The organism is Sphingomonas sp. Leaf17, assembly GCF_001421505.1.
In the GTDB taxonomy this organism is placed as follows: Bacteria; Pseudomonadota; Alphaproteobacteria; order Sphingomonadales; family Sphingomonadaceae; genus Sphingomonas.
This window is the reverse complement of sequence record NZ_LMKL01000006.1, coordinates 1-21910: the sequence shown is the minus strand read 5'-3', so window position 1 is coordinate 21910 and position 21910 is coordinate 1. Positions and strand designations below refer to the sequence as shown.

At 67.5% G+C, this 21910-nt stretch carries 19 protein-coding genes and 2 pseudogenes; 11 read left to right on the top strand and 10 right to left on the bottom strand.

Annotated elements, in window-relative coordinates; all coding sequences use genetic code 11:
* Positions 1-17: 17 nt before the first annotated feature.
* From aroC to ASE75_RS09065, 5 genes are all read right to left on the bottom strand, one after another.
* Positions 18-1085 (bottom strand): chorismate synthase, encoded by a 1068-nt coding sequence (aroC, locus tag ASE75_RS09080; protein ID WP_055932332.1) that lies wholly within the window; start codon positions 1083-1085, stop codon positions 18-20.
* On the bottom strand, positions 1082-1504 hold the full coding sequence (locus tag ASE75_RS15140) for an endonuclease domain-containing protein (protein ID WP_082463892.1): 423 nt from the start codon (positions 1502-1504) through the stop codon (positions 1082-1084). Before ASE75_RS15140 ends, aroC begins: the two co-directional genes overlap by 4 nt.
* A 66-nt stretch (positions 1505-1570) precedes the next feature.
* Positions 1571-2374, bottom strand: coding sequence for an enoyl-ACP reductase FabI (fabI, locus tag ASE75_RS09075; RefSeq protein ID WP_156340354.1), 804 nt, complete (start codon positions 2372-2374; stop codon positions 1571-1573).
* A gap of 20 nt (positions 2375-2394) precedes the next feature.
* Positions 2395-3342 (bottom strand): YihY/virulence factor BrkB family protein, encoded by a 948-nt coding sequence (locus ASE75_RS09070; protein WP_055932325.1) that lies wholly within the window; start codon positions 3340-3342, stop codon positions 2395-2397.
* Positions 3343-3348: 6 nt separating this feature from the next.
* Complete coding sequence (locus tag ASE75_RS09065; protein WP_055932323.1) at positions 3349-4290, bottom strand: DnaJ C-terminal domain-containing protein; 942 nt, start codon at positions 4288-4290, stop codon at positions 3349-3351.
* A 118-nt stretch (positions 4291-4408) separates the two neighbouring features.
* Here ASE75_RS09065 and ASE75_RS15470 point away from each other — a divergent pair, with 118 nt between their 5' ends.
* Entirely contained in the window at positions 4409-4570 is a 162-nt protein-coding gene (locus ASE75_RS15470) for a hypothetical protein (protein ID WP_156340353.1), read from the top strand.
* Positions 4571-4573: 3 nt separating this feature from the next.
* On the opposite strand, the gene ASE75_RS09060 is transcribed toward ASE75_RS15470, so the two are convergent.
* Together ASE75_RS09060 and sppA are read right to left on the bottom strand one after the other, a co-directional pair.
* A complete protein-coding gene (locus tag ASE75_RS09060) occupies positions 4574-5494 on the bottom strand; it encodes a transglutaminase family protein (protein ID WP_055932320.1) in 921 nt (306 codons plus the stop codon).
* Between the two features lie 235 nt (positions 5495-5729).
* Positions 5730-7607 (bottom strand): signal peptide peptidase SppA, encoded by a 1878-nt coding sequence (gene sppA, locus ASE75_RS09055; protein WP_055932318.1) that lies wholly within the window; start codon positions 7605-7607, stop codon positions 5730-5732.
* Positions 7608-7823: 216 nt separating this feature from the next.
* Between sppA and groES the strand changes: the two genes are divergently transcribed.
* The 4 genes from groES (at position 7824) to ASE75_RS09035 (ending at position 11291) form a co-directional block, all read left to right on the top strand.
* Positions 7824-8111: a co-chaperone GroES gene (groES, locus tag ASE75_RS09050; protein ID WP_055932315.1), complete on the top strand. Its 288-nt coding sequence runs from the start codon at positions 7824-7826 to the stop codon at positions 8109-8111.
* A gap of 87 nt (positions 8112-8198) precedes the next feature.
* Positions 8199-9845, top strand: coding sequence for a chaperonin GroEL (gene groL, locus ASE75_RS09045; protein ID WP_055932312.1), 1647 nt, complete (start codon positions 8199-8201; stop codon positions 9843-9845).
* 256 nt (positions 9846-10101) lie between these two features.
* Entirely contained in the window at positions 10102-10656 is a 555-nt protein-coding gene (locus tag ASE75_RS09040; protein WP_055932309.1) for a Uma2 family endonuclease, read from the top strand.
* A gap of 50 nt (positions 10657-10706) precedes the next feature.
* Positions 10707-11291, top strand: coding sequence for a glutathione S-transferase N-terminal domain-containing protein (locus tag ASE75_RS09035; protein WP_055932306.1), 585 nt, complete (start codon positions 10707-10709; stop codon positions 11289-11291).
* A 39-nt stretch (positions 11292-11330) separates the two neighbouring features.
* On the opposite strand, the gene ASE75_RS09030 is transcribed toward ASE75_RS09035, so the two are convergent.
* A complete protein-coding gene (locus ASE75_RS09030; RefSeq protein WP_443025313.1) occupies positions 11331-12380 on the bottom strand; it encodes a mannose-1-phosphate guanylyltransferase/mannose-6-phosphate isomerase in 1050 nt (349 codons plus the stop codon).
* Between the two features lie 176 nt (positions 12381-12556).
* On the opposite strand from ASE75_RS09030, the gene ASE75_RS09025 reads away from it, so the two are divergent.
* The 6 genes from ASE75_RS09025 (at position 12557) to fliQ (ending at position 20755) form a co-directional block, all read left to right on the top strand.
* On the top strand, positions 12557-13945 hold the full coding sequence (locus ASE75_RS09025) for a TIGR03013 family XrtA/PEP-CTERM system glycosyltransferase (RefSeq protein WP_055932300.1): 1389 nt from the start codon (positions 12557-12559) through the stop codon (positions 13943-13945).
* 1 nt (position 13946) lies between these two features.
* The gene (gene prsK, locus ASE75_RS09020) at positions 13947-16091 is read left to right on the top strand and encodes an XrtA/PEP-CTERM system histidine kinase PrsK (protein WP_055932298.1); all 2145 of its coding nucleotides are present in this window, start codon (positions 13947-13949) and stop codon (positions 16089-16091) included.
* Positions 16088-17449 carry a PEP-CTERM-box response regulator transcription factor gene (gene prsR, locus ASE75_RS09015; protein WP_055932295.1) on the top strand — a complete coding sequence of 454 codons (1362 nt, stop codon included), beginning with the start codon at positions 16088-16090 and terminating at the stop codon, positions 17447-17449. The genes prsK and prsR overlap by 4 nt, the downstream gene beginning before the upstream one ends.
* Complete coding sequence (locus ASE75_RS09010; protein ID WP_055932292.1) at positions 17442-19454, top strand: tetratricopeptide repeat protein; 2013 nt, start codon at positions 17442-17444, stop codon at positions 19452-19454. Before prsR ends, ASE75_RS09010 begins: the two co-directional genes overlap by 8 nt.
* Positions 19455-19487: 33 nt before the next feature.
* Positions 19488-20288, top strand: a complete 801-nt coding sequence (locus ASE75_RS09005; RefSeq protein ID WP_055932289.1) for an ATP-binding protein — start codon at positions 19488-19490, stop codon at positions 20286-20288.
* 197 nt (positions 20289-20485) lie between these two features.
* A complete protein-coding gene (fliQ, locus tag ASE75_RS09000) occupies positions 20486-20755 on the top strand; it encodes a flagellar biosynthesis protein FliQ (RefSeq protein ID WP_055932285.1) in 270 nt (89 codons plus the stop codon).
* A 71-nt stretch (positions 20756-20826) separates the two neighbouring features.
* On the opposite strand, the pseudogene ASE75_RS15135 reads toward fliQ, so the two are convergent.
* Together ASE75_RS15135 and ASE75_RS15465 are read right to left on the bottom strand one after the other, a co-directional pair.
* Positions 20827-21545 (bottom strand): annotated as a pseudogene (locus ASE75_RS15135) (IS5 family transposase).
* A 275-nt stretch (positions 21546-21820) separates the two neighbouring features.
* Positions 21821-21910 (bottom strand): annotated as a pseudogene (locus ASE75_RS15465) (IS5 family transposase); the annotation flags it as partial.

The window sequence follows — 21910 nt, the reverse complement described above, 5'->3', positions numbered from 1 at the left end:
GGTATTGGTTCCACCGGTCAGCCGCACTGGCCCCGGTGAAGCAACGCCTGATCGGCAATCACCAGCGCGACCATCGCCTCCACGACGGGTACGCCGCGGATGCCGACGCACGGATCGTGGCGGCCCTTGGTCGCGATCTCGGTCGCTTCGCCGCTCGGGGAAATGGTCGGGACGGGGGTCAGGATCGAACTGGTCGGCTTGAACGCCACGCGGCAGCGGATCGGCTGGCCGGTGGCGATTCCCCCGGCGATCCCGCCGGCATGGTTGGCCAGAAACTGCGGACCATCGGCACCGGGCCGCATCGGATCGGCATTGTCCTCTCCCGACAGCGCGGCCGCGGCAAAGCCGTCGCCGATCTCGAACCCCTTGACCGCGTTGATGCTCATGCAGGCGCTGGCCAGTTCGCTGTCCATCTTGGCATAGAGCGGCGCACCCCAGCCGGCGGGGACGCCGACCGCCTCGCACGCCACGACCGCGCCAAGCGACGATCCGGCCTTGCGTGCGCGGTCGACCAGCGCCTCCCAGCGGAGCGCGGCGGCGGCGTCGGGGCAGAAGAAGGGATTGGCGTCGATCTGCGCATCGTCGAAGTTCGCCGGGTCGACGCAATCGCCACCGATCGCCTCGACCCAGGCGCGGACGCGGACCTGCGGGATTATCAGCCGCGCGACGGCACCGGCCGCGACCCGCGCCGCCGTCTCGCGTGCCGACGATCGGCCGCCGCCGCGATAGTCGCGAAACCCGTATTTGGCGTCATAGGCATAGTCGGCGTGACCGGGGCGATACGCCTTGGCGACGTCGGAATAGTCCTTGGACCGCTGGTCGACATTCTCGATCATCAGGCTGATCGGCGTGCCGGTGGTGCGGCCGTCGAAGACGCCCGACAGGATGCGGACCTGATCCGGCTCGCGCCGCTGCGTCGTGAAGCGCGAGGTGCCGGGACGGCGCTTGTCGAGCCAGGGCTGGATATCGGCTTCGGTAAGCGCAATGCCCGGCGGGCACCCGTCGACGACCGCGCCCAGCGCCGGCCCGTGGCTCTCGCCCCAGGTGGTGAAGCGGAACAGGCGGCCGAATTTGTTGAAGCTCATGGTTTCCTCTCCCCATGGGGGAGGGGAAGGGGCCCGCCCGGTCTTGCCGGGTGGGAAGGTGAGGGGGTGAGTGCTGCGCGGATGGTTTGCGCCACGCCGTCCACATTCGTCATCACATCGGCATTGCTGAAACGCAGCACGCGATACCCTTCCTGTTCGAGAAAAGCGGTTCGGCGGGCGTCACGGGCTTCGCTGCCCACATGCGTGTCACCGTCGACTTCGACGACCAATCGTGCCGACTGGCATACGAAGTCCCCGTAATAGGATCCCAGTCGTTGCTGGCGGCGGAACTTGCGGCCGTCAAGTGCGCTGCCGCGAAGGAACGACCAGAGTCTGGTTTCGGCAGGGGTGGCATTTCGCCGCAATTCGCGGGCCTGGTCGATCGTGCCGTCGCGCGGCGTATATCGCGATGCTGCCATGGCCCCTCACCCTCCCATGCTGCGCATGGGCCCCTCCCTCTCCCCCTTGGGGGGAGAGGGGTTTGCTTACACCAGCGCGATATCCGGCGCGTCCTCCGCCTTCATGCCGATCACGTTATACCCTGCGTCGACATGGTGGGTTTCACCGGTCACGCCGCTCGACAGGTCGCTGAGCAAGTACAGGCCTGCCCCGCCGACGTCCTCGATCGTCACGTTGCGCTTCAGCGGGCTATTCAGTTCGTTCCACTTCAGGATCAGGCGGAAGTCACCGATCCCGCTGGCGGCCAGCGTCTTGATGGGGCCTGCCGAAATCGCGTTGACGCGGATGTTGTCGCGGCCAAGGTCGACCGCCAGATATTGCACGCTCGTCTCCAGCGCGGCCTTGGCGACACCCATGACGTTGTAATGCGGAATGACCTTTTCCGCGCCGTAATAGCTCAGCGTCAGCAGGCTGCCGCCGTCTGGCATCATCTTCGCCGCACGCTGCGCGACCGCGACGAACGAATAGACCGAGATGTTCATGGTGGTCAGGAAATTGTCGAGGCTGGTGTCGACATATTTGCCGCGCAGTTCGTTCTTGTCGGAAAAGCCGATCGCATGGACCACGAAATCGATCGTCGGCCAGTCCTGTGCCAGCGTGTCGAACGCCGCGTCCAGCGCACCCATGTCCGATACGTCGCATTCGACCAGCCGGGCGACGCCAAGCTGTTCGGCCAGCGGGCGGACGCGCTTTTCCAGCGCCTCGCCCTGATAGGAGAAGGCCAGTTCCGCGCCGGCTTCGCTCAGTTTCTTCGCGATACCCCATGCAAGCGACCGGTCATTGGCCAACCCCATGATAAGTCCGCGCTTGCCCGCCATCAAACCGTTCACGCGTATCCGACCCTTCTCTCTTACTCAGTCGTTCTCTCTAGCGCGGGTTCGGGCGGTTCCGCCAGTGCCGCGTTCAGATGTGCGCCGAATACCATGCCCAGACCGACCAGGAAAAAGAACAGCAGCGCAATGATGACGCCGGCCAGACTGCCATAGGTCAGGTCGTAGCCGCCAAGCTGTGACAGCGCGACCGGCAACAGCGCGGTGATCGACACCCACCATGCGGTGGTGAACAGCGCGCCGGGCCATTTCGGGCAACCCGAGTTGCGATATTTGGCCGGCGTCACCGAATAGAACAGCATGTACAGTGCGCCGAACATGATCGCGCCGGGAATGATCCGCGACAGCCCGATCCATCCCGCCACGTCCTGCGCGAAGGGCAGGAGCGAGTAGATGAACTGTTCGGCGGCGGTCAGGATGCCCTGGACCAGGAACGACAGCATCGCGAGCACGACCGATGCGATGATGACCAGCACCGACCCCAGCCGATACCGCCAGAAGGGCAGGCTGAACGTCACGCCGTACGCGCGGCGGAAGATGTCGCGGATCGTCTCGATGAAGCTGCCGACGGTCCACAGGCCGATCAACCCGCCCAGCCACAGCAGCGACCCCGTGCGTGCGGCCAGCACGTCGGCGATCGGCTTGCGCAACAGGTCGCTGACATCGGGGGGCAGCACCGACAGGAACGAGGCGACGGCGCGCTGGGTCTCGTCGCTCTGACCGATCAGCGACGTGATCGCGGCGGCGACGATGAAGAACGGGAATACCGTCATCAGCGCCAGATAGGCCAGGTTGCCGGCGTGGATGAATCCGTCGTTGAACACGCCGATGCCGGCGCGCTTCATCACCTCGAACGCATAGCTGCCGGGGCGGACCTTGGCGATCTGACGGTTCAGGCGCGTGCGGGCGCCACCATGATGGGCGCGATCTTCGGGGGTGAGGCCGGTAACGACGGGCGCGGTGGTCATGGGGCCTTAGACGCCCAGTGCGGCGCGCGGGTTCCCGTCGGCGGGCGTCCAGTCGGCGACGAACGCCTCCAGCGCCGCATCGCCGGCGGCAACGTCGATCATCAGCGTGACGAGCTGGTCACCGCGCCCGCCGCCCTTCCGGTGGAATCCCTTGCCCTTCAGGCGCAGCGTCTTGCCCGACGTCGTGCCCTTCGGCACCGTCAGCATTACCGCATTCTCGACCGTCGGCACCTTCACCGGCCCGCCCAGCACCGCTTCCTTCAAGGTGATCGGCAGGTCGAGGCGGACGTCGTCGCCGTCGCGCGTGAAGAAACGGTGGCCCTGCACCTCGATGGTCAGGATCGCGTCGCCGGCACCACCGGGACCAGCCTCGCCCTTGCCGGCCAGTTTCATCTGGGTGCCGCTTTCGACGCCGGCGGGCAGCTTGATGTCGATCGCCTTGCCGTCGCCCAGCGTCACCCGCTGCGGTGCCAGCGTCGCGGCCTCGATAAAGGGCACCTGCAACTTGTAGGCGAGGTTTGCGCCTTTGGGGCTGGGACGCCGGCCGAACCCGCCGGTGAAGCCGCCGCCGGGGCCACCGGCACGACCGCCGCCGCCGAACAGCCCCTCGAAGATGTCGCCCATGTCGGCCTCGCCGCCGCCGAACTCGAACCCCTGGCTGCGGAAACCGCCGCCCGGCCCACCGGGACGCGGGGACCCGCCGCCAAAGCCGAACGGCGCGGCCGGATTGCCGTCGCCGTCGATCTCGCCCCGGTCGAAACGCGCGCGCTTGTCCTTGTCGCTCAGCAGGTCATAGGCGTTGGTGACGGTGCTGAACCGCTCGGTCGCCTTCGGATTGTCCTTATTGCGGTCGGGATGCAGCTCCTTGGCGAGCTTGCGATACGCCTTCTTGATGTCGGCTTCGCTGGCGTCGCGCGCCAGCCCCAAGGTCTTGTAAGGATCGGCCATGATTGCCCCGGTAAAATCGTGTTCGGCCGCTATTTGGGGCCATTATATCCGCAGCGCAATGAACGACGCCGCCGTGGCCGCGTTATAGTCGGATGACACACATCTGAAAGGCGCGACGATGGCAGACAGGCAACCGATGCAGGCCCCCGGCAAGGACGGCCATGCGGGCGAACCCGACGGCGTGGGCGACGAGTCCCCGGCCGGCGGCAAGGGCAGGGGGCAGAGCGGCGGGGGAGCCTATCCGAACCCGCATACCGGCAAGGACGATCCGGCCGACTGAGCCTCAGGCCGCGGCGATCGGCTGGAAATCGGGGGCGGGCAGGGGGTCGGACTGCGGGGCGACGTCGACGCTGACGTCCATCTGCTGCGCGCCGGACCCCAGGACCACGCCATCGACCGGCGCGATCTCGGCATAGTCGCGGCCGATCGCCATGACGATGTGGTCGCCCGCCATCCAGATGCCGTTGGTCGGATCCAGCCCGACCCAGCCGATGGCCGGGCCGCACCACAGCAGCACCCAGGCATGGGTCGCATCCGCGCCGACCAGCCGCTCCTCGCCGGGCGGCGGAATGGTGCGGATATAGCCCGAGGCATAAGCGGCGGGCAGGCCGGCGGCGCGCAGGCCCGTAATCATGATCTGCGCGAAATCCTGGCACACGCCGCGTCGTTTCAGGAATGCCTCGTGCGGGGTGGTGTCGACCAGCGTGGCGTCGGCGTCGAACTCGAATTCGTCCTGGATCCGGCGGGCCAGCGCGATACCGGCCTCCAGCGCGCCCCGGTCGGGATCGAGGTCGGGCGCGCACCAGTCGGCGATCTGCCGGTCGAGCGGGATGAGCGGCGAGGGAAACAGATACCCCGCAGGACCTGCCGCCGACAGGTCGCGGCTGGCCCGCGCCATCGCCGCGACCTGCGCCAGCGTCGGGTCGTCGGGCGACGGAATCGGGATCAGCCGGTCGACGACGACGCGGGCCGCGCTCTCGATCGTCAGGCTGCGGACGGGGGTGTCGACGATCAGGCGGGTGACGTGGGCCAGGCCCGCCTCCGCATGGGCCGGGCTGGTCCGCCCGGCTGGTTCGACCGTCAGTTTATACCGCTCCAGTCGCTGCCCCGGCCAGTCGATCGGTTGCAGCCGCAGGTTGCAGCGCGCGAACTTCACGCTGGCCCCATAGTCGAACCGGGTGACGTGGCGGATTTCGTAGATCATGGTCGCGGGCCGCCTGTGTGTTCGGGATTCACGCTAGGCGATGCGGGTGGGGCCGACAAGCCGGGCAGTCGCGGCGTCAACCCCGCTGTTCCCCCGCGAAGGCGGGGGTCCAGTGTTATGGCGCTACAACGCTGCTGGTACTGCCTGGGTCTGGATCCCCGCCTGCGCAAGGAAACGGCGGAGCGGAGGCGAGGGCCGTGTTGGTAGGAGGCGGGTTGCGGTGCCGCCCCCTCTGTTACAACCCGATTCGCGTCAGCAGCAGATCGAGCAGCTTGGTGTCGCTGGCGTCGCCCTGCGCCGGACCCATGCCGCCACATTCGAGGCAGCGGGCCTGGATCGAGCCGGCGCGGGCGAGACGGCGGACGTCGCCCAGTGCCTGTGCGGCCAGCGCGCGGCGGTCGGCGGCGATGCGGGCGAAGGCGTCGCCGGCGGGCGCCGCCGTGTCGTCGTCATCGCGGTTCAGCGCCTGCGTCAGTTCGGCGGCCCAGCCGGGTTTCTTCTCCAGATATTCGGCGTGAACGTCGGCGGGCTTCAGCTTGGCGCGGCGCGCGGCCTCGTCGATCGCGTCCTTCAGCGTGCCGAACCGGTCGACCAGACCGATCTGGCGCGCGGTGCCACCGTCCCAGACCCGCCCTTGCGCAATCGAATCGACGCGCTCGACGGTCATCTTGCGCGAGGTGGCGACACGGGTCAGGAACTGGCGATAGCCGTTCTCGATCGTGCTTTGCAGGATCGCGTCGATCGTCGGGTTGGTGCCGCTGGTGACGTCGGGCTGGCCGGACAGGGGGGTGGTCTGCACGCCGTCGGTGGTGATGCCGATCTTGGCCAGCGTGTTCTCGAACGTCGGGATCAGGCCGAAGATGCCGATCGAACCGGTGATGGTCGAGGGTTCGGCGAAGATCACGTCGGCCGGGGTCGACACCCAGTAGCCACCCGAGGCGGCAAGCCCGCCCATCGATACGACGACCGGCAGCCCCTTGGCCTTGGCCGCCAGGATCGCGGTGCGGATCCGTTCGGACGCCAGCACCGACCCGCCGGGGGAATCGACACGGACGACCAGCGCCTTCAGGTTCTTGGTGGCGAGGCCCGTGTACATCGCCTTGGCGATGGTATCGCCGTGCGCGCTGCCGGGACCGCCCTCGCCATCAAGGATCTCGCCGGCGATGGTCAGCACGCCGATCGCGTCGCCGGCGGTGGCCAGCGGGTTGGCGGCGATCCAGCTGTCATAGCTGATGGTGGTGAAGTTGCCGGCGGGCTTCTTCGCGTCGCTGCCGACGATCTTGGCCACGCGCTCGCCGAACGCCACGCGGTCGCCCAGCGTGTCGACGATGCCGGCTTTCAGATTGGCCTGCGCGATGTCGCCGTTGGCGGCCAGCACGACCTTGTCGGGCGCGCTGAGGAACGGCGCGATCTGCGCCTTGGGCCGCGCCTTTGCGACCGATTCCTGCCACTGACCGTACAGCGCGCCAAGCAGCGCCTGGCTGGCCGCGCGCGCCTCCGGGCTCTGGTCGGTGCGGGTATAGGGTTCGACGAACGACTTGTACTTGCCGACGCGGTAGACGTGCGCGTTGACGCCGAGCTTGTCGATCAGGCCCTTGTAATACAGCTGTTTTCCGCCCGGACCGGTGAACAGCGTGCCGCCCATCGGGTTCATCCAGATCTCGGTCGCGTTGGCGGCGAGGCGGTAGTCGGCGTCGGTATAGGCGGTGGCATAGGCGAGCACCGGCTTCTTCGCGGCACGGACGCGGGCGAGCGCGTCGGCGACCTCCTGCAACGCGGCCGGATAGCCGCCGGCAAAGCCGTCCAGATCGAGGACGACGGCCTTTACGCGGGCGTCATCCTTCGCCAGGTCGATCGCGCGGACCACGTCGCGCAGCCGGTACTGGCGCGGCATGTCCTGACCCGACAGCATCGCGAAGGGCGCGGACTCCTCGGGCTGTTCGACGATCGAGCCTTTCAACGCGAGCAGCAGCGCGCCGTCCTTGATGCTGACCGCACCCGGCCGCGCGTTCAGCGCAGCGAAGATCAACCCGAAGAACAGCAGCATCGCGATCAGGACCAGCGCGTCCTTGATGCCGACCAGCAGTTTCCATGCGCCCCGTACCAGCTTCACCCTGTCGCTCCTGCTGTATGCCTGCCGAAGCATCAGCGCTAGACGACCGGAACCCTCCCGTAAATGGGCTGTCCTATCCGGCCAACACGGATGGAACTTTTTTCGCGCATGGCTGCATTGACGTCGCCGGGGGGCATCCACATATGAGGGCTGCTGGCACTCCCGAACGGTGAGTGCCAAAAAATTGTAACACTCCCTATCGAAGGATAGAGCGCCATGACCTTTCGCCCATTGCACGACCGTGTGCTCGTAAAGCGCGTCGAAGCCGAAGAGAAGACCGCCGGCGGCATCATCATCCCCGACACGGCCAAGGAAAAGCCGCAGGAGGGTGAAGTCGTCGCCGTCGGCACCGGTGCCCGCGCCGAGAACGGCACGATCACGCCGATGGACGTCAAGGCCGGCGACAAGATCCTGTTCGGCAAGTGGTCGGGCACCGAGGTCAAGGTCGACGGCGAAGACCTGCTCATCATGAAGGAATCGGACATTCTCGGGATCGTCGGCTGAGCCTGACCGGGGTCGCTTCGGCAGACCCCGACCCGAACGTCACGAACCTCAACTTCCTCAACTTCACTTCTGAAAGGGTAGCCCATCATGGCATCCAAGGACGTAAAATTCGGTCGCGACGCGCGTGAGCGCATCCTCCGCGGCGTCGACATCCTGGCCGACGCGGTCAAGGTCACGCTGGGGCCGAAGGGCCGCAACGTCGTCATCGACAAGAGCTATGGCGCACCGCGCATCACCAAGGACGGCGTCACCGTTGCCAAGGAAATCGAACTGAAGGACAAGTTCGAGAACATGGGCGCGCAGATGGTGCGCGAAGTGGCGTCGAAGACCAACGACATCGCCGGCGACGGCACGACCACCGCGACCGTGCTCGCCCAGGCGATCGTCCGCGAGGGCATGAAGTCGGTCGCGGCCGGCATGAACCCGATGGACCTGAAGCGCGGTATCGACCTCGCTGTCATCAAGGTCGTCGAGGACATCAAGTCGCGCTCCAAGCCCGTTTCGGGTTCGGCCGAAGTCGCGCAGGTCGGGATCATCTCGGCCAATGGCGACCGTGAAGTTGGCGAGAAGATCGCCGAAGCCATGGAAAAGGTCGGCAAGGAAGGCGTCATCACCGTCGAGGAGGCCAAGGGTCTCGATTTCGAGCTGGACGTCGTCGAGGGCATGCAGTTCGACCGCGGCTACCTGTCGCCGTACTTCATCACCAACCCGGAGAAGATGGCGGTCGAGCTGACCGATCCGTACATTCTGATTCACGAGAAGAAGCTTAGCAACCTGCAGGCGATGCTCCCGATCCTGGAAGCCGTCGTCCAGTCGGGTCGCCCGCTGCTCATCATCGCCGAGGACATCGAGGGTGAGGCGCTCGCCACGCTCGTCGTCAACAAGCTGCGCGGTGGCCTGAAGGTCGCAGCGGTCAAGGCACCCGGTTTCGGCGATCGTCGCAAGGCGATGCTGGAAGACATCGCGATCCTGACCAAGGGCGAGATGATCTCGGAAGACCTGGGCATCAAGCTGGAGACGGTCACGCTCGGCATGCTCGGCACCGCCAAGCGCGTCACGATCGACAAGGACAACACCATCATCGTCGATGGTGCCGGCGATCACGACGCGATCAAGGGCCGCACCGATGCGATCCGTGGTCAGATCGAGAACACCACCAGCGACTATGACAAGGAAAAGCTCCAGGAGCGTCTTGCCAAGCTCGCCGGCGGCGTTGCGGTCATCAAGGTCGGTGGCGCTTCGGAAGTCGAAGTGAAGGAGCGCAAGGACCGCGTCGACGACGCGCTGCACGCAACCCGCGCAGCCGTCGAAGAGGGCATCGTCCCCGGTGGCGGTACGGCCCTGCTGTACGCAACGAAGGCCCTGAACGGCCTGACCGGTGCGAACGAGGATCAGACCCGCGGCATCGACATCGTCCGCAAGTCGCTGACCGCGCTGGTTCGCCAGATCGCGCAGAATGCCGGCCATGACGGTGCGGTCGTCTCGGGAAAGCTGCTCGACCAGGACGACACCTCGTTCGGCTTCAACGCATCGACCGACGTGTACGAGAACCTCGTCACGGCCGGCGTGATCGACCCGACCAAGGTCGTCCGCACCGCGCTGCAGAACGCGGCTTCGGTCGCCGGCCTGCTCATCACGACGGAAGCGGCCGTGTCCGAGCTGCCGGAAGACAAGCCTGCCATGCCGATGGGCGGCGGCGGCGGCATGGGCGGCATGGGCGGCATGGACTTCTGATTTCGGTCGGGGGAGCCAAGCTCCCCCGACAAGAAATCAGAACGGCCGGGGCACCCACGAAAGTAATACTTTCGTGGGATCCGTGGCCAGCCGGAGGCCATGCCTCCGGTCTCGTCCGACGAAAGCCGGCGGCTTCGCCGTCGGCCCGTCCCCCCGGACCGTTCCATACCGACGACCGACCACGCTTGCGGAAACGGGCCGGAGGGGAAACCCTCCGGCCCTTTTCTTGTGTCCCGTTCAGGCGTATTCTGCAGACATGGCGACAGTTGCACGAAGCGAGCGTCTGACGGCGGAAGGGTTCCTGCAGATCGACTTCGGTCCGGACCTGAAGGCCGAACTGGACAACGGTACCATCCGTATGATGGCGGGTGGAACGCGCGCTCACGCCCGTGTTCAGTCGAACCTCATCATCGCGATTGGCAACGCCCTGCGCGGATCAGGCTGCCGGCCGTATGGCTCCGACATGGCGGTGCGCACCCACGACTATTCGGTGCGATTCCCCGACGTGACGATCGACTGCGCCGCGGCGGGTGATCGTCCCGACGACCGGACCCTGTCCAATCCACGCGTCGTCATCGAAGTGCTGTCACCGTCGACCCGCACGCACGACCTGACCGTCAAGAAGGACGAGTATCGCGGTATCGCCACCGTCGACACCATCGCGTTCATCGACGTCGAGCAGGAAAGCATCGCGGTGCACCAGCGGATCCCGGGCGGCTGGACCGAAACGCTGTTGTCCGACGCGATCGACCTGGCTCTGCCCGCGCTCGGCCTGACGGTTCCACGCGACGAGATTTTTGCAGGCGACTGATGGACGCGCCATGCGTTGGCACAGGCGAACCCAAAGACGAGGATCACTCAATGCGTCTCTATTATTCCCCCGGTGCGTGCAGCCTTGCCGATCACATCGCGCTGCACGAGGCCGGCCTCAATTTCGAGCATGTGAAGGTCGACCTGAAGGCGAAGACCACCGAGCATGGCGAGGATTTCGCCGCGATCAATCCCAAGGGCTATGTCCCGGCGCTGACGCTCGACAGTGGCGAGTTGCTGAGCGAGAATATCGCGATCCTCGACTGGATCGCGCACCAGGCCCCGTCGCTGAAGCCCCAGGGGCCGCTGGGCCATACCCATCTGCTGGAGGCGCTGGCGTTCATCTCGACCGAGATCCACAAGGGTTTCGCACCGTTCTTCAAGGGCGCGACCGATGAGGTGAAGGCGACCGCCAAGGCGACGATCGAACAGCGGTTCGGCTATATCGTCGGCACGATGAAGGGTGATTACCTGTTCGGTGCCGATGTCAGCGCGGCTGACTGCTATCTGTTCGTCATGACATTGTGGGCTGGAAAGATGGGTGTCGACCTGCCGCCCGAACTGGCGGCGTTCCGCGACCGGATGATGGCGCGCGACGCGGTGAAGACCGCGATGACCCATGAAGGGTTGATCTGAATTGTATCGGCCGGGGGAGGTGATCCCCCGGCCGGACCGTCAGCCCTTCATCGCCTCGATCAGTTTCTTGACCTCCTGGCTGCGGCCGCGCGGCAGGATGAGGATGTCATTGCCGCTAGCGACGACGATCAGATCCTCGACGCCGACCAGCGCGATCTTGATGCCATCGCTGCGCACGAGACAATTCTTCGTCTCGATCGCAAGGACGTTGTCGCCGCCATGCGCGTTGCCGTCATCGTCACGGTCGCTGATGGCATGCAGCGCGTCCCAGCTGCCAAGATCGCTCCAGCCCATCGACACGGGGACGACCGCGACCCGGTCCGCCTTTTCCATGACGGCATAGTCGATCGAGTCGGACGGCGATGCGCCAAACGCCTCCGCATCCGGGAAGATTCGAATGCCCTGTCGCTTTGCCGCCGCCATGGCCTCCTGCGCGGCGACCAGCATTTCCGGGGCATGCGCCGCCAGCGCGCCAAGATAGATATCGGCGCGGAACAGGAAGATGCCGCCGTTCCAGACATGGTCGCCCGATGCGAGCATTTCCTCGGCACGGCTGCGCGGCGGCTTTTCGACGAAACGGGCGACGCGGTGGACGCCGGGTTCGATGGTGTCGCCGACCTGGATCCAGCCATAGCCCACTTCGGGTGCATCCGGGCTGATGCCGAAAGTGACCAGCCATCCCTGCCGCACCAGTGGCAGGGCCGCCTGGATCGCGGCGTGGAAGGCATCGACATCGGCGATGACGTGATCGGACGGCATGACCAGCAGCGGATCAGACCCGCCACCGGCGGCGATCGCGGCCAGCGCGATGGCCGGCGCGGTGTTGCGGCCGGTCGGCTCTAGGATCAGCGACTGCGGCGTGACGGCCCGGTCGGCAAGCTGTGCCTCGACCATGTCGGCATGGCGGGCGTTGGCGACGACGATGGGGTCGGCGAAGGCCGGGCCGGCGGCGCGCTGGGCGGTCAGCTGCAACATCGTGTCCTGTGCGGTCAGGGCCAGCATCTGCTTCGGCATTTCCGGGCGGGACATCGGCCACAGTCGCGTACCGGATCCGCCAGACAGAATGACGGGAATAATCGTCTTGCTCACGTGTACTCGCTCTCCCCGGGCCATGCCCCTGCACTGTCATAGGATGCCCTGCGGCAAAAGGGCATCCCCGACCTAATACCGCCTAACGCACGTCTTCAGCGTTTGTTTGCCATTTCCTGCGACATAAATGTGTTGTCGGTATAGTTTACACGTATCTGTCGGGATCGCGTCACGCAATGATAAGGCTGTTCAAGCACTACGTACCGCATGTCGTGCTGCTGCTCGGCCTGGTCGACATGCTGTTGCTGCTGACGTCGGCGGAGATCGGCTGGGTGGTCCGCGCGCGTCAGATCGACATCGCCCCCGGGCCGATGATCGACCGGATCCCGCAATTGCTGGTGTTCACCCTGTCGTTGCAGATCGCGCTGATCGCGGTCGGGGCCTATGGCGCGGCATCGTTCCTGTCGCTGCGGTTCGCGGCGGCGCGGCTGGCGGTCGCGATTTCGCTGGGCGTGATCTTTCAGTCGGTGATCTTCTTCCTGACCCCGTCGCTGACGTTCTGGCGGTCGAACCTGCTGTATTCGATGCTGGTCGCCACCGTGCTGCTGGTCGGCATCCGGGCGATGCTGGGGCGGACGCTGGGCGGCGACCGGTTCAAGCACCGGATCATCGTGCTGGGCGCGGGCAGCCGGGCAGCGCGGATCGCGGCGCTGGGGGCAAAGCCGGGCGCCAATTTCGTCATCGCCGGGTTCGTCGACATGGGCGAGCCCGATACGGTGATCGCCGATTCGGTGCCGCGTGCAGCCATTCCGAACCTTGCCGCACATGTCGTCGACAACGGCGCGACCGAACTGGTGCTGGCGTTGCAGGAGCGGCGCAACGCGCTGCCGGTCAAGGATCTGCTGCGGGTCAAGACCACCGGCGTGCTCGTCAGCGAGATTTCCGGTTTTCTGGAGCGCGAGACGGGGCGGATCGACCTGCAGAGCGTCAATCCGTCGTGGCTGATCTTTTCCGACGGATTTTCGTCCGGCCGACTGTTGTCGAGCGCGTTCAAGCGGGCGTTCGACATTGCCGCCAGCCTGATCCTGCTGATCCTGACCCTGCCCGTGATGATCGTCGCGGCCATTGCCATCAAGATCGAATCGAAGGGGCCGGCGCTGTATCGCCAGCGTCGGGTCGGCCTTTATAATCAGGGGTTCGACATCCTGAAGCTGCGCTCGATGCGGCAGGATGCCGAGGTTGCGGGCACCGCCGTCTGGGCGGCCGAGAACGACCCCCGGATCACGCGGATCGGCCGCTTCATCCGCAAGGTACGGATCGACGAACTGCCGCAGACCTGGACCGTGCTGAAGGGCGAAATGAGCTTCGTCGGCCCGCGGCCCGAACGGCCGCAATTCGTCGAGAGCCTGGAACAGCATCTGCCGTTCTACGCCGAACGGCACATGGTGAAGCCGGGGATCACCGGCTGGGCACAGATCAACTATCCGTACGGCGCGTCGGTCGAGGATTCGCGGCACAAGCTGGAATACGACCTGTATTACGCCAAGAATTATTCGCCGTTCCTCGACCTGCTGATCCTGTTGCAGACGATCCGTGTCGTGCTGTGGTCGGACGGCGCGCGCTGACATGGGCGTGTTACTGCCCGTTCTGACGCTGTGGACCTATTCGCTGGCGGCGCTGCTGTTCGGGGCGCTGGCCTTCTCGCGGTTGCGTGGCGATGCGACCGGGGTGACGGCGACGGTGCTGGTCGTGGCGCTGGGCGCGACCGCCTTGTGGGCGCTGGCGATCGCGGGGATCGGGGCCACCGATGTCGCCACGCGGATTGCGGAGGCGTTGCGGAACCTGGCGCTGCTGGCGCTTTGCGCGACCTGCTGGCGACGGGCGCGCGGCGTCATGCCCGGTGCGACGCTGGGTACGCCGCTAGGTGCGACTCTGGGGCTGATCTATGGCGTCGCCGCGCTGCTGGTACTCATCGCGCTCGGGTTGTCGCTGGTCCAGAGCGGAACGCCCGCGCCGGCGATGCGACAGGTGCTGATGGATGGCCGGCAGGCGGTGGCGATGCTGATCGCGGTGACCGCGCTGGTGCTGGTCCGCGACCTGCACGCGGCGGGACGGATGGCGGATGGCGGGATGGCGACGCGATCGGTCGTGGCGGTCCTGACGATCCTGTGGGGCAGCGATCTGGTCTGCTACGCGCTGGTCTATGCCACCGATGGCTGGGGGCCGGTCGTGGTCCTGATGCGGGGCTGGGCGGCGATCGTCGCGGCGGCCGCCTTCGCGATCGCCAGCGGCAAGCGCGGCGACCATGCCCTGCTGGTATCGCGCGGCATCACGCTGCGGCTGCTGGCCGGGCTGGCACTGGCCGCGTTCGCCGCCATCGTGGTGGCGGCGACCAGCATCGTCGCGGTGGTCGGCGGATCGCAGGTGCGGCTGATCCAGACCGGCATCGTGTTCGGCGCGACCGCCAGCCTGATGACGTTGGTGTCGACGCCGTGGCTGCGCGCGTGGACGCGGGTGACGATCGAGAAGCATCTGTTTCGCATGCGCTATGATTATCGCACCGAATGGCAGCGGTTCACCGACACGCTGGGTCGCCCGGACAAGGGCGCGGCCCCGCTGGAGACGCGGATCATCACCGCGATCGCCGACCTGACCGGCTCGCCGGCCGGCATGCTGCTGGTGGTGGATACCGACGGGCTGGAGGCGGTGGCCGACTGGGCCTGGGATGATGGGGCCGGGGATTATGGCCCCAGGGATGATGGCGCGCGCGATGACGGGGTACGGCCATCCGGCGGTGATGATGCGGCGCTGGTCCGCCATCTGGCCGGCACCGGCCGGATCATCGAGCTGGACCGGCTGCGCTCGGGGGCCGGTGATGACGTGTCGGGGGACGCGGCCGCCGTGCCGGCCTGGATGCTGGACGACCGGCGGATCTGGGCGATCGTGCCGCTGCTGCACGTCGGGGCGCTGGTCGGTGCGATCCTGCTCGCGCGACCGCCGTTCCAGCGGACGCTGGACTGGGAGGATTTCGACCTGCTGCGGCTCGCCGGGCGGCAGGCGGCGAGTTATCTGGCCGAGGACCGCGCCCATGCCGCGCTGGCCGATGCACGCCGCTTCGACGAGTTCAACCGCCGCTTCGCGTTCATCCTGCACGACATCAAGAATCTGGTCAGCCAGTTGAGCCTGGTCGCGCGCAACGCCGAACGCCACGCCGACAACCCGGATTTCCGCGCCGACATGATCGCAACCCTGAAGGATTCGTCCGACCGCATGAACGCCCTGCTGGCCCGCCTGTCGCAACATGGCCCCGCCCGGACCGAGGCGGTGCAGCCGGTCGACATCGCCCGGCTGATCGAACAGGTCGCGGCCGGACGACGGGCGCTGCATCCGATCGCGACGAGCGTCGATGACCTCCCTCTGGTGCTGGCCGATCCGGCGCGGCTGGAACAGGCGATCGGCCATCTGGTGCAGAACGCGGTGGAGGCCAGCACGGCGGGTAGCCCGGTGCGGGTGACGGCCACGCGCGCCGGCGATCATGTCGCGATCGAGGTGGTCGATCGCGGTTGCGGCATGACGGCGACGTTCGTGCGCGACGAGCTGTTCCGCCCGTTCGCCTCGTCCAAGCCGAGCGGCTTCGGGATAGGGGCCTATGAGGCGCGGCAACTGGTACAGGCGATGGGTGGCAGCATGAGCGTGACCAGCCGCGAGGGCGAGGGCACCTGCTTTCGTATCCTGTTGCCGCTGGCCGACGCGATGGAGCGGGCGGCATGAGCGCGGGTGCCGACCTGCCGGTCCTGCTGATCGTCGAGGACGATGCCGGGCTGCAACGCCAGCTGCGCTGGGCCTATGAGGGCTATACCGTCGTCGTGGCGGGCGACCGGGCGTCGGCGATCGACGCGGTGCGCGCGCATGAGCCGGCGGTGGTGACGCTGGATCTTGGCCTGCCGCCCGACCCCGACGGCACGACCGAGGGATTCGCGACGCTGGCGCAGATCCTGGCGCTGAAGCCCGATACCAAGGTCATCGTGGCGTCGGGCCACGACGCGCGCGAAAGCGCGTTGCAGGCGATCGACGACGGCGCGTGGGATTTCTATGCCAAGCCGATCGACATCGACGCGCTGGGCCTGATCGTGGCGCGCGCGTTCCATGTCCACGCGCTGGAGGCCGAGAACCGGCGGCTGGCGAGCCGGCCCGGTGCCGGTGGTTTCGGCGGGCTGGTGTTCGCCTCGCCGGAAATGGCGAAGGTGACGCGGATGCTGGAGCGGGTCGCGCCGGCCGACGTGTCGGTGATGCTGCTGGGCGCGAGCGGGACCGGCAAGGAACTGCTGGCGCGCGGCCTGCACGATGCCAGCCCGCGCAGGCACGGCAATTTCGTCGCGATCAACTGCGCGGCGATCCCCGAAACCCTGCTGGAAAGCGAATTGTTCGGGCATGAAAAGGGCGCGTTCACCGGCGCGGTGAAGACGACCGAGGGCAAGATCGAGCAGGCGGCGGGCGGTACGCTGTTCCTGGACGAGGTCGGCGACATTCCGCTGCCGCTGCAGGTCAAGCTGTTGCGGTTCCTGCAGGAGCGGGTGATCGAGCGGCTGGGCGGACGCAAGGCGATTCCGGTCGACACGCGAATCGTCTGCGCGACGCATCAGGATGTCGATGCGATGGTCGCGGCCGGCAGTTTCCGCGAGGACCTGTATTACCGGCTGGCCGAAATCGTCGTGAAGATCCCGGCGCTGGGCGCGCGCGCCGGGGATGCGGCACTGCTCGCGCGTCATTTCGTCACCCGCCATGCCAAGGCGCTGGGGACGGGCGTGACCGGCCTTGCCCCCGATGCGCGCGCGGCGGTGGAGGGGTACGGCTGGCCGGGTAATGTCCGCGAACTGGAAAACCGGGTGAAGCGCGCGGTCATCATGGCCGAGGGCAAGCTGGTGACCGCCGCCGACCTGGATCTGGACGGGGTCGGTGACGACGGCCCCATGCTGAACCTGCGCCGTGCGCGCGAGGTGGCGGACCGCGCGGCGATCGGCCGTGCGATGGCGCAGGCGGAGGGCAATATCTCCGGTGCCGCCCGGCTGCTGGGGATCAGTCGGCCGACTTTGTACGACCTGTTGAAGAGTTACGACCTGCATGGCTGACGCAACCGCCCGCTACCCATTGTTGCATCGTCGGCGGCGGCGGTCCCGGCTGCGCCTGCCGCGGATCGGCAACCGCGTCCGGCTGATCGCGGCGATGGTGCTGGTCCTGATGCTGGTGCTGGGCGGGATAGTGCTGGCGCAGCGGCGCGCGCCGGTCGACCCGGTACGGCTGCTGGCCGATGCGCGCACGACGCTGGCGGCGGGCAACTACAGTGCGGCGCGCAGCAACGCACAAGCCGCGCTGGCGGCCGATCCGTCGCTCTCGGCGGCGCAGGTGGTGCTGGCGCGCGCCTATCTGGAACTGGACGACGGGCTGGCGGCGGAGGCGGCATTGGCGCGGGCGGTGGACACCGGCGCGGCCCCGGCCCGGCTGCACGCGCTGCGCGCGCAGGCGCGGCTTTTGCAGGGGGATGCCGCCGGCGCACGGGCCGAGGCGGCGCTGGCCCCGCCGGCCGACCGCGCCGACGCGCAGCGGATCGCCGCGCGCGCGCTGGCGGTCGAGGGGCGGCCGGTGGAGGCGCAGGACGCGTTGCTCGCGGTTCTGGCGACGGATCCAAACAATGTGAGGGGGTGGACCGATCTTGGTCGGTTGCGGCTGACGCTGGGCGACGTGGCCGGCGCGGATGTCGCGGCGGCGCGCGCGGTGGCGGCGGATGCGCGGATGCCGGCGGCGCTCGTGCTGCGCGGCGAGATCGTCCGGCGGCGGTACGGGCTGGTCGCCGCGCTGCCGTGGTTCGCGGCGGCGCGGGCGCGCGATGCCTTTTATTATCCCGCGCTGATCGCGGCGGCGGAAACCCTGGGCGATGCGGGGCGCAACGCGGACATGCTGGCGGCGACCCGCGCGGCGCTGGCGGTACGGCCGGGCGATCCGCGCGCGTTGTACCTGCAGGCGGTGATGGCGGCGCGGGCCGGGCAGCGCGATCTGGCGCGGGCGATGCTGGACCATGGCGGCGACCGGGCCGGCGTTCCGGGCGCGGTGTGGCTGGGTGCGCTGCTGGACTATCAGGCGGGCCGCTATGAGCGCGCCAATGCGGGCCTGCGGGCGCTGGTCGCGGCCCAGCCGATGAACGTCGCGGTCCGGCGGATGCTGGCGGCGTCGCTGGCGCGGTCGGGCGATGCGCGGGCTGCACTGGATATGTTGCGGCCGATCATGGTGCGTGCGGACGCCGACGGCTATGCCCTGCGGCTCGCGGGGCGCAGCGCGGAAATGACGGGCGACCGGACGGCGGCGGCGCGGCTGATCGACCGGGTGGCCTTCGGCGTCAATGGCGCGGCCACGCCGTTTGCGACCGAGGACGGTATCGGCGCGCTGGCGGCGGCGAAGGCGGGCGTGCCCGGCGACCCGGCCTATGCCGTCGGGCTGATCCGCGGACTGGTCGGGGCCGGCGACCGGGCCGGGGCGCTCGCGCAGGCGCAGGGACTGGCACGCGCGACACCAGGGGCGGCGGCGGCGCATCTGGCGGTGGGTGACGTGCTGGTCGCGGGTGGCCGTTATGGCGAGGCGGCGGCGGCCTATGCCCGTGCGGCCGACCTGTCGTTCGACGAGCCGACGATGCTGCGGCTGGTCGAGGCGCTGGGCCGGGCGAACCGCCCCGCCGATGCGGCGACCACGCTGGCGCTGTACCTGTCGCAGAACCCGCAGACCCTGACCGCGCGGGCGCTGCTGGGTCATTGGCAGGTCGCGGCCGGGCAGTGGGATGCCGCGATCGAGACGCTGGAGGGGGTGCGTGCGCGCATCGGCAATCGTGACGTGGCCCTGCTGGTCGACCTGGCGCGCGCCTATGCCGGGGATGGCGACGGGGCGGTCGCGCGGATCTATGGCGCGGCGGCCTATGCGCTGGCCCCGATGACGCCGGCGGTGGTCGATGCCTATGGCTGGGCGGCGCATGTCGATGGCGATGCGGCGGCGGCCCGGGTGCTGCTGGACAAGGCGCGGACGCTGGCTCCGGGTGATCGCGCCATCGCCGCGCATCTGGCGGCCCTGAGAGCGGCGGTGGGGGCGTGACCCGGCCTGCCGCGATCGGCTAGGAGCCTCCCCATGGACCCGCTGGATCGTATCGCCGCCGCGCTCGAACGCCTGTCGCCACCGCCGGCACCACCGGTCGATCCGCGCACGCACCCGGCCTATGTCTGGCGCGACGGCGCGCTGCACCCGGCGCGTGGCTTTGCCCCCCTGCCGCTCGACCGGCTGATCGGGATCGACGCGCAGAAGGCCGCGCTGGTCGAGAACCTCCGGCGGCTGGCGGCCGGCCATGCCGCGCAGGACGTCCTGCTTTGGGGCGCGCGCGGCACCGGCAAATCGGCGCTGGTGAAGGCGGCGGTCGGCGCGGTGCAGGATGCGGGCGGCGACATCGCACTGGTGGCGGTCGCCGATCTGGCAAGCCTGCCCGCGCTGTTCGCGACGCTGGAGCCGGTGGCGCGCGCGTTCGCGGTGTTCATCGACGATCTGGGCTTCGACGCGGCGGGCGACGGGCGGGCATTACGGTCGATGCTGGACGGCGGGGCGGAGGCGCGGCCCGATCACGTCCGCCTGATCGTGACGGCCAACCGCCGCCACCTGATCCCGCGCGACATCGCCGAGCAGGACAGCGCGATCAACCCGCGCGATTCGATCGACGACCAGCTCGCGCTGGCCGACCGGTTCGGCCTGAGCCTTGGGTTCCATGCGCTCGATCAGGCGGGGTATCTGGCGATCGTCGCCGCCTATGCCGGGGCGCAAGGACTGACCTTCGATCCTGACGACGCGGTACAATGGGCGACCCGGCGCGGCAGCCGGTCGGGCCGGGTCGCATGGCAATACGCGATCGAACTGGCCGGGCGGGCGGGACTGCGCGGGTAGGGCCGGGCCTGCCGACGGCAACGACGACACGCGCGCACCGTCCGGCACAACCGTCTGCACGATCCGGTCACGACGATCACCCAACAACATCCATAATGGACACGCCTGTCGGTTATGTGAGTGGACAAGTTCGGTAAGGAAAGCCGGACCGTCCATGGCGCGATGCCGGACGCTGTCGCTGGGGGCAGGGGGCCGACATGGAAGCCGATCACGCGCTGAACCTGATGAACGACATGCTGTGGACCTGCCTGATGATCGCTGGCCCCCTTCTTGGCGCGACGCTGGTCGTGGGGGTGTGCATCAGCGTGTTTCAGGTCGCGACCCAGCTTCAGGAAATGACGCTGAGCTATGTTCCCAAGATCCTCGTCGCCGCGATGCTGCTGATCGTGCTGGGCCCCTGGATGATGGCGCGGATCACGGATTTCGCGCGCAGCCTGTATCTGGCTATCCCCATGATGGCGAACTGACGATGGCGGTCGATGCGCAGGTTTTCACCTACCGGATCCTGGCAACCCTGCTCGTTAGAGCCGATCGACATTCAGCGCAGCCAGATCATGGCGGCGGCGAGATGGACGAATCCGGTGAAGTGTGCGGTTCGACGATCATAGCAAGTGGCGAAGCGGCGGAAATGCTTCAGGCGGCCGAAGCATCGTTCGATCTGGTTACGATGCTTGTAGGCACCGACATCGTGCGGGATGGCGACTTTGCGGTTGCGCCTGGACGGGATCACCGCCTCAGCCTTCATGGCGGCGATCCGGGCACGCAAGTCGTTGCCGTCATACGCCTTGTCAGCCAGAACAGCCTTTGCCCACTGGCCTTCGAGCAGCGCAGGAGCAGAGGCGATGTCGCTGGCCTGCCCCGGCGTGATGCGAAATAGTAAAGGGCGGCCGAACGTATCGGCGAGCATGTGAATCTTGGTCGTCAGTCCGCCTCGGGAACGCCCCAGCGCCTGATCCTTGGCCCCCCTTTTCCGGTTGCTGCCTGCTGGTGGGCGCGAACGATGGTGCTGTCGATCATCAGATACTGGTTGTCCCGGTCGGCCGTCAGCACCTCGAACACCCGCTCCCAGACGCCGGCATGGCACCAGCGGCTGAAGCGCTGATGCACCGTCTTCCACTTGCCGTAACGCTCAGGCAGGTCACACAAGTGTGTGCCAGAGCGCAGCACCCACAGACATCCGTTCACGAACAAGCGGTTGTCGGTTCCAGAGCGCCCCGGATCAGCCGCCTTGCCCGGCAGCAGCGATGCGATCGGCAACCATTGCGCATCGCTCAATTCGTACCGCTTGACCGCCAACCCGCTTCGCGTCTCTACACGGATGCCTATGAATCAGCGTTCAGCCCATTTGGGAATCCTGAGTGTCGATCCGGCCTAGAAGATCGGGATGAGAAAGTCAGTTAGGCGGGGTGATATCCGATGCGATACAAGCCCGCTATATTTGTCTTCAAGTGAGAAAGATGCAGAAAGACTGGAAAGCGTTGATCGCGATGATCGCTTACTGGAAGCAGGTCGCTAGGGTCACGACTCATTGATCAGAGCCAGAAGATGACGGTGGCGGCGAGCGCGATAGCGGAAAAGAAGACGGTCGGGCATCGATCGTAGCGGGTAGCGACGCGGCGCCA